Origin of the sequence: Sphingobacterium sp. CZ-2 (assembly GCF_004526235.1) — a bacterium.
GTDB lineage: Bacteria > Bacteroidota > Bacteroidia > Sphingobacteriales > Sphingobacteriaceae > Sphingobacterium > Sphingobacterium tenebrionis.
Genome location: NZ_CP038159.1, coordinates 1804928 through 1818524, shown reverse-complemented (window position 1 = coordinate 1818524; position 13597 = coordinate 1804928). Strand labels below are relative to the sequence as shown.

8 protein-coding genes are annotated in these 13597 nt (G+C 42.2%); all 8 read left to right on the top strand.

Going from position 1 to position 13597, the window contains the following annotated elements; all coding sequences use genetic code 11:
• Positions 1-10: 10 nt before the first annotated feature.
• The 8 genes from putP (at position 11) to pgmB (ending at position 13586) form a co-directional block, all read left to right on the top strand.
• Positions 11-1510, top strand: a complete 1500-nt coding sequence (gene putP, locus E3D81_RS08090; protein WP_134777079.1) for a sodium/proline symporter PutP — start codon at positions 11-13, stop codon at positions 1508-1510.
• 119 nt (positions 1511-1629) lie between these two features.
• Positions 1630-2646: a LacI family DNA-binding transcriptional regulator gene (locus tag E3D81_RS08085; protein WP_134777078.1), complete on the top strand. Its 1017-nt coding sequence runs from the start codon at positions 1630-1632 to the stop codon at positions 2644-2646.
• A 255-nt stretch (positions 2647-2901) separates the two neighbouring features.
• Positions 2902-5490: an alpha-amylase family glycosyl hydrolase gene (locus E3D81_RS08080; protein ID WP_167554260.1), complete on the top strand. Its 2589-nt coding sequence runs from the start codon at positions 2902-2904 to the stop codon at positions 5488-5490.
• Positions 5491-5508: 18 nt separating this feature from the next.
• The gene (locus E3D81_RS08075; protein ID WP_134777076.1) at positions 5509-8493 is read left to right on the top strand and encodes a SusC/RagA family TonB-linked outer membrane protein; all 2985 of its coding nucleotides are present in this window, start codon (positions 5509-5511) and stop codon (positions 8491-8493) included.
• Between the two features lie 10 nt (positions 8494-8503).
• On the top strand, positions 8504-10066 hold the full coding sequence (locus tag E3D81_RS08070; RefSeq protein ID WP_099366845.1) for a RagB/SusD family nutrient uptake outer membrane protein: 1563 nt from the start codon (positions 8504-8506) through the stop codon (positions 10064-10066).
• 10 nt (positions 10067-10076) lie between these two features.
• Positions 10077-11054, top strand: a complete 978-nt coding sequence (locus tag E3D81_RS08065) for a SusF/SusE family outer membrane protein (protein WP_134777075.1) — start codon at positions 10077-10079, stop codon at positions 11052-11054.
• Positions 11055-11093: 39 nt separating this feature from the next.
• A complete protein-coding gene (locus E3D81_RS08060) occupies positions 11094-12935 on the top strand; it encodes a glycoside hydrolase family 13 protein (protein ID WP_134777074.1) in 1842 nt (613 codons plus the stop codon).
• Positions 12936-13586 (top strand): beta-phosphoglucomutase, encoded by a 651-nt coding sequence (gene pgmB / locus E3D81_RS08055; protein ID WP_134777073.1) that lies wholly within the window; start codon positions 12936-12938, stop codon positions 13584-13586.
• The last annotated feature ends 11 nt before the right edge of the window (positions 13587-13597 follow it).

The following is a 13597-nucleotide window of genomic DNA, read 5'->3' as shown; positions in this document are numbered from 1 at the left end:
AATTAACCATATGAATATATACGAACTTATTTCCATCACCATTTACATGCTGTTAATGGTCTCGATCGGATTTTATTCCTGGAAGAAATCCACATCCAATTCGGAAGAATTTCTGATCGGGGGTAGAAAAATGGGGGCGGCAGTTACTGCCTTATCTGCTGGTGCAGCGGATATGAGCGGTTGGCTTTTGATGGGATTGCCCGGTGCGATGTACCTTTCTGGACTATCCGCAGCATGGATCGCTATTGGTCTTACCATTGGAGCATTCTTCAATTATGTGATCGTAGCGCCTCGAATAAGGGTCTATACCGAAGTAGCTAAAAACGCCATTACCCTTCCGGTATTCTTTGAAAACCGTTTCCAGGATAAGACCCAGCTGCTGAAGTTGGTTTCATCCATCCTGATCTTGGTATTCTTTACCTTATATACCTCAGCGGGTATGGTTTCTGGTGGACGATTGTTTGAATCGGCCTTTAATATGGACTACTATACCGGTTTGTTCCTCACTGCGTCGGTGGTAGTGCTCTATACCTTCTTAGGAGGTTTCCTGGCAGTGAGTCTAACAGATTTTGTGCAAGGGACGATCATGGTGTTGGCTTTGGTGATTCTTCCCATCGTATTAATCTCCCAGTTGGGAGGGTTAGGAACGACCATGGATATCATCGAAAACAAGAACAGCAATTACCTCGATCTGTTTAAAGGAACCACTACGGTCTCCATTGTTTCGCTATTGGCTTGGGGTTTGGGCTATTTTGGACAACCACATATTTTGGTTCGTTTTATGGCGATTGACAGTGTGAAGGATATTCCGAAGGCCAGAAGAATTGGGATCACCTGGATGATATTTACCGTTGGGGGCGCCATGTTGGTTGGTCTTTTCGGTATTGCCTATCTCCAACAGTTCGACCAAGCTACCATGACCAAGTTTGATGGCTCGAAGGAAGCGTCAGAAACTATCTTTATCCATCTTTCCCGTGTATTGTTCCATCCATTGATCGGAGGATTTTTATTGTCCGCCATCTTGGCCGCCGTTATGAGTACGATTTCTTCCCAACTTTTGGTGACTTCCAGTTCCATGACCGAGGATATTTATAAGACTTTTTTCAATAAACAGGCTTCGGCAAAGAATATGCTTTTGGTGAGTAGGATTTCGGTATTGATTGTTGCTGTCATCGCTATTCTTTTGTCGCTGACACCTAAAGATAGTATCCTTAATCTGGTAGGTAATGCCTGGGCAGGTTTCGGTGCTGCATTTGGTCCGATCATTATTTTATCGTTGGTGTGGAAAAGAACAACCGCCATAGCAGGTCTTTTGGGCATGTTGGTTGGCGCAGCGACCGTATTGATCTGGGTTTATGTTCCTCATGATTATAAAGCGGTATATGAAATCATCCCTGGATTTTTATTGGGATTTTTGACTATTGTGCTTGTTTCGTTAATAACCAAACCAGCATCGAAAGAGGTACAGGAGGAGTTTGATAAGGTAAATTCGATCTTAAAAGAAGGTTAATAAGGGTTTAAATAAACAAGATTTTTTCAATCAGTTAAAGGCTTGCCGAATATTGGCAAGCCTTTTATTTTTAAATTAGGATAATTGCCATATCTTTGAGCCGCAACCATATACATTATATGTCTCAATTAACTATTATCGATCTGGCCGCAAAACTTGGACTTTCAAAGTCTACGGTATCCCGTGCTTTTCGGAATAGTAACGACATCAACCCGGAAACAAAGGCACGTATCTTGGCAATGGCTGAAGAAATTGGGTTCTCACCTAATCTTCATGCCAGTAACTTGCGGGTTAGCAAGAGCCAAACAATTGCGATTATCATTCCTGAATTTGGAAATAAATTCTTCAGTCAGGCGATCAAAGGAATAGAATTGGTAACACGATCCAAAGGATATCATACCTTGATTTATGTGACAGACCATCAGGTTCAGAACGAAGCATCCATTATCCGTTCCCTTTCCAATGGTAGGGTAGATGGTATTCTGATGTCGGCTTCGGGCGAAGGCAATGATCATAGCCATTTGAACCTGTTGAAGGATAATAATATTCCCATTGTCTTCTTTGATCGAAATTATGATGATATCAATACCGTCTATGTGACGGGTAATGATGAAGAGGCCAGTTTCCTAGCAACCGAACATCTGATAAAAAATGGTTGTAAACGAATTGCCTATTTGGTCATCAATCCCAATATTTCCATAGGTAAAGTCCGCATGGATGGTTACAAAAGGGCCTTAAAAAAATACAAGATTCCTGTAGATGATCAATTGGTATTGGATACTGTGAACCAAGCGGAACTGAATACGGAAGATATCCGTGAATTGTTGAGAGATGCAAAACCGGATGGCATCCTTGCCTCGGTAGAGCGTCTAGCCATTTCCACCTTACGTGTGGCGAAAGAGGAAGGAATTGCAGTGCCTGAAGATTTGAAGTTGATCTGTTTCTCTTGTTTGGATATTACCGATCTGTTGAACCCTTCACTTTCCGTGGTAAAACAACCTGCATTTGAAATGGGAAAAGTGGCGGCTACCTATTTATTTGAATCCCTTGCTAAACCGGTAAAATTAGAGGAACAGCAAACTATCATCCTGGATTCCAGTCTCATTTATCAAGATTCCAGTAAAAAAATATCATAAATTTCTTGCTTAATAAAAAATATCCTCTTATCTTCGATTAGTTTCGGGAACATTCCCAACTAAACATTGAAATCAATTAAAATTATAAACCTACTGCAATCCATCAATTGTCGTAGCAAAGATTAAATATTAAAATCATCTTATTTTTAGGCTTGAACACCAACATCTTGTTTTGGTTTTCCTGTTAGCTGAAGTATCCATGATTTTTTTGCACACATTCTGGGAACGTTCCCAAGGATGCCAAATCGTAAGCAAATGAGAAAGTTAATCATATTTCTTTTAATCGCTAATAGTTTATGGAGCTTTATGGCCTGTAAGAAGGCCGTGCCAACCGATGAACCCGATCCTATAGCAGTAAGTACAGAGGGTTTATTGTCGGTAGAGCAAGGCTTTCTCTATTGGAATGATCAAGCTACTTTGCTATTTGATCCTTCCAAAGGGAATGCAGAATTAAAAGGCGAAAACGGAGATTTATACCTGCATATGGGTCTGATCACAGCCGCCAGTGCTGGTGCGCAGGATTGGAAAAATGTAATCAGCTCCTGGACGAGCAATGATGCTTCCTTCAAAATGACCAAAAGAAATGATGGTAAATATGCTTTTACATTAAATCCAAGTGTTCTCTATAAACTTTCCAATGGAAATGATGTCAAGTACTTAGCCTTATTGGTAAGAAATGGAACAGGCACTAAAGTAGGTCGAAATAAAGATGGTTCAGATCTATATATTCCAATAGCAAAGAAGGAAGGATTAGCCATCCGATTCAATAAACCTGTTACCCAACCTACCTACCTGCTAAAAACGGAGCAGGAAAGTTATGCTGTTCAAGAAGAAGTTAGTTTTGAGATCATGGCTAACCAATCCGGGAAAATCAGCCTGAGTTTGGACGGTGTTCAGATCGGGGTTGAAGAAAACAGTAAAACCTTGAAAGCTAGCCATAAATTAACCAAGGTAGGTTTACATAATTTCTTGGCTAAGATTGAAGCTAATGGACAGCAAAGCACTCAGAATCTTGAAGTATTTGTTACCGGATCGTCCAATGTGGCAGAATTGCCAGCTGGTGTAAATCCAAATGGGGTAAGCATCGATAGAAGCAACAATACGGTCACCTTTGCACTGAGCGCTCCACAGAAACAATCGGTTTTTTTGTTGGGTGATTTCAATCAATATCAGGCTTCTGAAAAATATGTATTAAATAAAACCCCAGATGGGAAGACTTTTTGGATCAGGTTGACCGACCTTAATCTGAACCAGGATTATACTTATCAATTTATGGTAGATGGCAAGCTTCGGATTGCTGACCCGTATAGCCATTTGGTTTTAGATCCTGCCCATGATGCTGGAATTAAATCTTCCTATAGGTCAAGTTTGCCTAATTATCCTGCGCAAGCTCAGGGTATAGTATCTGTGTTGAATTTAAAGGCATCCTCCTACAACTGGAAGATCAGCCAATTCAACAAACCCAATCCATACGATCTGGTGATCTATGAAACTTTGGTCAGGGATTTTGTCCAAAGCCATGATTATACAACATTGAAGGATTCTATCAGCTATTTTGAAAAATTAGGAGTTAATGCCATAGAATTGATGCCTATCCAAGAGTCAGAAGGGAATTCCACCTGGGGTTATAACCCATCCTTCCATTTGGCTCTGGACAAATATTATGGAACGCAGGATGAGTTGAAAGCATTTGTTGATGCCTGCCACCAGAAGGGGATGGCCGTGATTTTGGATGTGGTCTTGAACCATGCCTTTGGACAATCGCCCATGGTGCAATTATACTTTGAGAATGGAGCCCCAACGGCTTCCAATCCTTGGTTCAATCCAATCGCGATGCATCCTTTTAATGTAGGTTATGATATGAACCATGAGAGCAATCTCAGCCAGACTTTTGTAAAAGACGTTTTAAAATATTGGTTAAGTGAATATAAGGTGGATGGGTTCCGTTTTGATTTATCAAAAGGGTTTACACAAAAGAACTCCGGCACTTCAGAATCAGCGGTCGGGGCATGGTCCGCCTATGATGCTAGCCGGGTTCAATTGTGGAAGATGTACAACAGTTACATCAAGACCATAGATCCTACTGCTTATGTGATCCTGGAACACTTCGCGGATGACCGAGAAGAGAAAGAATTGGCAGAAGCTGAGATGTTCCTCTGGAATAACCTGAACCAGGCATTCAATGAGGCCACCATGGGCTATAACAGCGATAATAAATCCGATCTCTCCCGCTTATTTGCACAGAATAGAGGCTTTTCTAATCCAAACCTCATCAGTTACATGGAATCCCATGACGAAGAACGGATCATGTTCAAAAACCTGCAGTATGGCAACACCTCCGGAAGTTATTCCATCAAGCAATTGCCTACCGCTATTGATCGAAATAGCATGGCAGCAAGCTTCCTACTGTTTGCACCAGGACCAAAAATGATCTGGCAATTCGGGGAATTGGGTTATGAAATCTCCATTGATCAAAATGGAAGGACAGGAGAGAAGCCAATCAAATGGGAATATTTCAACGATCCGATCCGGACCAAGCTCTTCAAGAACTATGCGAAAATGATCCGTTTGAAAAAGGCAAATTCTATTTTCCGAAACGCGACTTTGCAGGCATCTTCCTTGAATGCTGCCGTGAAATATTACCTATTGGAAAGTGCTGGACAGAAGGTCCTGATCATCGGCAATTTTGATGTAGTGCAACAGCAACTTAACATCAGTGCTGCCATGGCGGGTACTTGGCACGACAATTTAAATAACCAAAGCAAAACCTTAACAACACAAAGTGGAATACAACTGGCTCCTGGGGAGTACTTTGTATTGAGCAATAACAAACTAAATTACTAAACAACAAAACACACAATTATGAGCAAATTATTTACTCGTGCCATTTTAAGCATCGGATTACTGATGTTGATGAGCATGTCTGTATTTGCCCAGACTGCAAGTTTGACCGGACGTATCACCGACTCGGAAGGACAGGCAGTTTTAGGTGCTACAGTCCAGGTTCAGGGAACTCAAGCGGCAACAGCTTCAGGTCCTGAAGGAGCCTACAGTTTTCAGAACATTGCCGTAGGAAACCAGACCATTACGGTAACCGCCATGGGCTATAAAACAGCTTCAAAAGCAATCGCGATCAAAGCTGGAGAAAACGTGCTGGACATCGTGATCGAAAATACGGCTAGCGATCTAGATGAGATCGTGGTGATTGGTTATGGTGTAGCGAGAAAGAAACAGATTTCCGGATCGGTAGCCAGTGTAGGTCCAAAGGATTTCAATAAAGGGGTGGTTAGCTCGCCAGATCAATTATTGGCGGGTAAAGTAGCGGGTCTAACCGTAAACCGTTCGGGTGGTGATCCAACGGCGGGAGCTACGGTACAACTTCGTGGACCTTCTTCCTTAACAGCAAGTTCATCTCCTTTATATGTGATCGATGGGGTAGTGGGTGCCAATATTGAATTGGTAGCACCCGATGACATCGTTTCCATGGATGTGATGAAAGACGCTTCATCCACCGCTATCTACGGTTCCCGCGCAGCAAATGGGGTTATCTTCGTGACCACAAAAAGAGGTAAGGCCGGAACCCCAGTTTTAAGTTATAGTGGATACGCCGCAACCGAAAGAATCGCCAACCAAGTAAATGTCCTGAGCGCTGCTGAACATGCGGCCTTTGTAGAAGAGCATGGTTTGGCTGTTTCCCCATCGGAAGCTGGGCACACCACCGATTGGCAAGAAGCCATCACCAGAACTGGATTTTCACATAACCACAACCTGTCCATGACCGGCGGTTCTGAAGGAACACGTTATAATGCATCCATCAATTATTTCAGCAATCAAGGTATTGTGAAAAGAAATGATCTTGAGCGTATTGTAGCAAGGGTTGGTCTGGATCAGAATGCCTTTGATGACCGCTTGAAATTGGCTTTGAACTTAGCCAACAGCTTGAATAGATCCAACCATGTTGACTATGGAATATTCAATGGTGCAGCTCGCTTTGTGCCGACTTCTCCGATCATGAGTGATGATCCTACTTATGCACCTTATGGAGGTTATTTCCAAGTGCCGGGAAGAACAGGCTACATGAATCCTGTAGCGATGTTGAACCAACGCGATGAGAACAGAAACAATAATACCTTATTGGCAAGCTTAAAAGCTGATTTAACTTTATACAAAGGGTTGACTTGGACCAATGTGCTTTCCTACCAACAAAATCAATATGATCGCAAGTACTATATGCACCGTACGGATTTTGATTCCAATGCATTGGGACAAGGTTTTGCACAACGCACGAACCTGAAAAACATCGATCAGATCTTAGAGAGTTATCTGAACTATAACCTTACGAAAGATCAGCATGCTTTTGATGCGATGGTGGGTTATTCTTACCAAAAAACCAAAAACAATGATGGTGTAATAGCACGTTCAACCGGTTTCCTTTCGGATGACTTAGGAGCAAACAACCTGAACCTAGGTACTTTGCCAAATGGATATAATCCTTTCCAAGATTATCCATACATTCTGGAATCCTTATTGATTTCCTACTACGGTCGTGTGGGTTATACTTTTGCTGATAAATATATCTTAAGTGCAGCCGTTCGACGTGATGGATCTTCAAAATTTGGTGCGAACAACCGTTGGGCAACCTTTGGTTCCGTTTCTGGAGCTTGGCGAATCAGCGAAGAGGCGTTCATGAAAGACCAAACGATCTTTTCCGATTTGAAATTGAAGGCAGGTTATGGTGTTTCGGGTAACCAAAACATCGATCCTTACCGCCAGATCATCATTTTCGGTCCTCGTGATGGCCAATTCTATTACAACGGTGAATGGGTGAATGCCTACGGCGTAAACCAAAATGAAAACCCTGACCTGAAATGGGAAAGCACTTCCATGTTTAACGCAGGAATCGATTTTGAATTGCTAAAAGGAAGATTCTCTGGTTCCATTGAATATTACAACAAGGAAACCAAAGACCTCTTATACGAATATGATGTTCCTTCGCCTCCTTACCAATATAATAGATTATTGGCAAATGGTGCATCCATGACCAATAAAGGGGTAGAGGTGGTGTTGAATGCAGTAGTATATCGCAACGAGAACTTCTCTTACAATACCTCCGTAAATTTTGCCCGTAACATCAATAAGGTGGGAAGTTTAGCTTCCAATATCGAGAACATCGGGGTATCACAACGCTTTGAAGGTGGTATCGGATTGGAAGGATGGACGGGTCAAACAGCATCTATCGTATTGCCTGGACATGCTTTGGGAACTTTCTATGTTGCCAATTATATAGGTTATGATGAAGCAACCCAAAAAACAATTTACCAAAAACCTAATGGTGAGCTGGTGACCCAAGATCAGATCTCCGCACCGGATGACTATATGGTCATGGGACAGGCTTTACCAAAATTCACATACGGATGGAATAACAACTTCCAATTCAAAAACTGGGATTTCAACTTCTTCCTAAGAGGCATGTATGGTAACCAGATCTTTAATGCTACACGTGCAGATCTTTCCAGATTACAACAGGCAAATGTGACCAATATTTCCAAAGATGCTGTAGAAGAAGGAATCTTTGAAACACCATTGATTGCTTCTAGCAGGTTCTTGGAAGATGGGTCTTTCCTACGTCTTGACAATGCAACTTTAGGTTATACCTTCAAAACAGGAAACTTACGTCATCTCAAAAATGCACGTGTTTATCTAACAGCACAGAATTTATTTACGATTACGAATTATAGTGGAGTAGATCCAGAAGTAGGCTTAGGTGGTTTGGCACCAGGTATTGATAATAGAAATTATTATCCAAAAACTAGATCATTCTCTATGGGAGTAAACTTCACCTTTTAATCTGTAAGTCATGAAAAGAAATTATAGCAAACTCTATTTAATGGTAGCCCTAGGGCTAACCTTGGCGGGTCAATCTTGTACCAAATTTGATGACAAGATGTACTCGGCCTATACCGAAGATACTTTCCCGAAAACGCCTGAACAATTTGTGGCCGTTACGGGACCTGTTTATACCTCTGCCAGAGGATATTTCGACAATTATTTCAGTTTACAAACGGGAGGAGCAGACGAAGTGGTGGTGCCAACCCGTGGTGGTGACTGGTTTGATGGTGGAAAATGGCGCGATATGCATTTCCATACCTGGTCGTCTTCCCATGAGGTGGTGAGCAATACCTGGGATTGGGGTTTCAATGCCATCGGTACCTGTAACCGGGTATTGAGTATCCTGGAAAATGCACCGGATTCCGATACCAAAGCCCAAACTTTGGCTGAGATCAAAGTGATGCGTGCCTGGTATTATTACCTGATGATGGACGCCTATGGAAATCTACCTTTGGTTACTTCCTTTGATACGGGTACAGAATTGCCTAGTACCAAACCCCGTGCAGAAATCTATGATTTCATCGTAAAGGAATTGGAAGAGAACTTGGCGAATCTGAATGAGGAAAAATCGGAGGCTACCTATGCCAGACCGACGAAATGGTTTGCCCATGCTTTATTGGCAAAGGTATATTTGAATGCACAGGTTTATGCGGGGACTGCCCAATGGAATAAAGTTGTGGAGCATTCCAATGCGGTAATCAACTCAGGAAAATACAGCTTAGAGGCCGATTTTTTGGCTCAATTTAAGCCAGATAACGGTTCTTCCAGTACAGAACCTATATTCTCCATTCCATTTGATGCGACCCGCGCAGGCGGTAATACCCTTTTCTTGCGTGTATTACACTATGCCCACCGCCAAACCTTCGAGTTGAGTACCAACCCTTGGAATGGCTGGAGTACACAGCCTGCCTATTTCGACTATTTTGAAAACGATGATATCCGGAAGCAACAATGGTTATACGGCCAACAATATACTTCCACAGGCCAACCTTTGGTCTATGACAATGTCAACATTGTGATCGACCCTTACGGCTTTAACTTATTACCAGGATCAGATTTCGATATTGGTGGTGCAAATGATGGCGGTCGTTTGGCTGGAGCACGTTGTATCAAATACTACCCAGACAAAAACCAGTTGAACAATAATGCTGGAAATGATGTGGTGGTGATGCGTTTGGCAGATGTTTACCTGATGAAAGCCGAGGCTATTCTTCGTGGGGCAACCAACGGAAATGCGGGCGAAGCATTGACAGCAGCAAACATGGTTCGTGGAAGAGCATTCCCTAGCACGCCATCTAAACAATTCACTGCAAGTAGCTTGACCTTAGATGCCATCTATAGAGAGCGCGCGTTGGAATTTACTTTTGAGTTGACCCGTAGAACGGATATGATCCGTTTTGGAAGATGGGAGAATGCGCAATTGTTCAAACCAGCAAATGCTGCAGAAACCTATAAACGTCTTTTCCCTATTCCGGCAAAAGCCAGGGCGAACAATAACAACTTAACACAAAATCCAGGTTATACCAATTAACAGAAAGATCATGAAATTAAACATAAAGAATAGCTTATTGGCCATCGTTGGTCTCAGCATATTGTTCTTCGCTTCCTGTAAAAAAGTGGAGCATGGAATCGATGAACAGGTAGTCTCCATCAATCAGGGAACTACATCCATCATTCAGGTTGGAAAACCGCTAAAAGTAGGATTCATCAGTAATATGGTTTCTGATTTTGAATTCGCCGTGGTCAAGGACTCCAGCTCTTCGGAAGCCTTATTTACCGAACAGGTAAACCTGGAAGGGAATAAGATCGTTGAAAAGGAATTTGACCTGAAGTCGAACGATACTTGGGTGGGTGATGCCCTATTGAAGATCACTTACCAGGCAAATGGGCAAACGGTTAGCAAGTTCAAAGCGATCACCTTTACGGAAAGTAACCCTGTGATGTACATTGTAGGTGGTTCTATTGGTGCGGGATGGTCTCCAGAACTTTCCGTTGCCATGAAACTGCAAAATGCAGATAGCAAGACTAAATTTGAAATCTATGAATATATTGATGTGACCGGAGGTGGTTTTAAATTCCTACCAACCAACATCAATTGGGATGGTGCTTTTGGAAAGGGTGCTGCAGCAGGATCATTATTACAGGATGGCGGAGCAGGAAACCTAGAAGCTGCAAGCTCTGGTTTCTACCGTATCCGCATGGATGCAGAGGCACTTACCTATGAATTGCTGAAAACCAGTTGGGCTATCGTTGGAAGTGCAACACCAGGTGGTTGGGAAGCAGATACGGATATGTCTTTTTCGAACAGCAAAGGAACATATGTATGGAAAGTCAAGGCAAATCTAGCAGCCGGTGAATTGAAGTTCAGGGCAAATGATGCTTGGGATATCAACTTGGGTGGAAGTTTGACCGAGCTTACGCAAGATGGTCCAAACTTGGCCATTGCTGCTCCTGGGGTTTATGATATCGAATTGAGTCTACACCCATCTGGATATACCGCTAAGATTACTAAAAACTAAACGATAGGGAGCCCAGCTCCCTATTCTTACCTATTTAATATGAGAATCTATCTTTTGAGCAGCATATTTATGCTGTTGCAGACCCTTATTGTCTTTGGTCAGGAGAAAATCCAGCGCATAGAACCCATCAATTGGTGGGTAGGGATGAAGGATTCCAAGCTACAATTGATCCTTTATGGACAAGGTGTTGGGAAGTTGACGGCCAAATCGCCAAAGGCAGGATTTCGTCTATTGAAACAACATCAAGTAGAAAATCCCAACTACCTGTTCTTGGATATGGAAATTGCTGCAGACGCGAAATCGGGAGAATATCCTATCCAATTGTTCGATCGTGATAAACAAGTGTTCAGCTATGGCTATCAACTGATGGATAGAAACCAAGAGCAGGTAAAAGCACAAGGCGTAAATGCCTCCGATTTTATTTATCTCATCATGCCCGATCGCTTTGCAAATGGAAACCCAAAGAATGACCGAGTAAAAGGAATGCGGGAGATGGCGGTCAATAGAGATTCCATGTATTATCGACATGGCGGCGATCTGCAAGGACTCATCGGCAAACTCGATTACTTGAAGGACCTGGGAATTACAGCCGTATGGTTAACTCCAGTCTTAACTAATGATATGCCCCAAGCGTCTTACCATGGATATGCCAATACCGAAAATTATCAGGTAGACCCTCGTTTTGGAAGTAACCAAGATTACCAGAACCTGGGGGCTGAACTGCATAAAAGGGGGATGAAACTGGTTCATGATGTGGTTCCGAACCATGTTGGTATTTACCATTGGACGGTCATGGATAAACCGTTTTCCGATTGGCTACATGAATGGCCAACCTTTACCCAAACCACCTATAAGGATCAAACCATTTTTGACCCTTATGGAGCCAAGGAGGACAAAGAACTAATGGAAAAAGGATGGTTTGTGAAAACCATGCCGGATATGAATCAACAAAATCCCTTCGTCGTAAATTACATCACCCAGAGTCATATCTGGTGGATCGAATTTGCAGGTGTAGATGGGTTCCGAATTGATACCTATCCCTACAATGACCTGCAGTTCATGGCAAATTGGACGGATAGGATCCGAAAAGAATATCCAACCTTCAGTTTCTTTGGAGAAACCTGGGTACCAGGTATTGCCAACCAGGCTTATTTCCTGGGTGGACAACAAGTTGGTCAATCTGTGGACACTAAATTGGAAGGAGTTACGGACTTTCAGTTAAACTATGCCATTTCCGATGCCCTTAAAGAGCATAAGGATGGCGCCAATAGGTTATATAGTACCTTGGGCGCCGATTACCTTTATCCCAATCCCTATGCACATGTCCTGTTTTTGGATAATCATGATAAGGATCGCTTCTTTTCTGTTGTTGGTGAAAACGTGGAAAAATATAAATCAGCGATGAGTTGGTTGTTGACTTATAGGGGTATTCCACAGATCTATTATGGTGCTGAAATCCTGATGAAAAACTTTAATAATCCTGATGGGTTGTTAAGGGAAGATTTTAAAGGTGGGTTCCCAGGTGATAAAGTGGATAAGTTCCAACAGACTGGAAGAACAGCGCAGGAAGAAGACATATTTAGGCATATCCAAAAATTGGCCAATTTTAGAAAGAATAGTCCTGTCCTTCAAACTGGAAAACTCCAGCATTATGTCCCAATTGACAATATCTATGTTTATTTCCGATACAATGATTCCCAAAAGATCATGGTTATAATGAACCTCAATAGCGAAGCTAAAAGCATCTCCTTAGATCGTTTTGATCGCATGATTGGATCAAACAGCCTATTTGATTTGCTATCCGATAAAAAAGAAACTGGAGGTGACATTATTAGCCTGAAACCATTTGAAACAAAAATTTACAAGCTCCAAAATAAATAAATGAAGAAGATCACTGCATTATTAGAGAAAGCCGAAGCCGTCATATTTGATTTGGATGGAGTGTTGGTGGATACCGCCGTATTTCATTATCAGGCATGGAAACGATTAGCCGATGAGCTGGGAATCCCTTTCGATATTGAAAAAAATGAAGCATTGAAAGGTATCAGTAGGATGGACTCCTTAGACAAAATTTTAGCTTGGGGAGAGGTCCAAAAAACTGACGCAGAAAAACAACAATTGGCCGAACGGAAGAATGAATGGTATCTCGAATTGTTGGATACGATGAAAACCGGCGATGTACTTCCAGGGACGATTGCCTTGCTAAGTTGGTTAAAGGATAACCATAAGAAAATTGCATTAGGTTCTGCCAGTAAAAATGCACCTGCCATTTTAGAGAAAACCGGTATAATAGAATATTTCGATGCGGTTATTGATGGTAATTCCGTCAGTAGGTCGAAACCAGATCCTCAGGTTTTCCTCTTGGGAGCCGAAAAATTGGGCGCAGATCCAGCAAACTGTGTAGTCTTTGAAGATGCGCAATCGGGTATCGAGGCAGCTATAGCTGCCGGAATGCAAGTTGTGGCCGTGGATAAAGATGCGGTATTAAGAGATTATGATGAACGAGTTAATAGTTTAGTGGAGGCGATTTAAGTATTCCTACT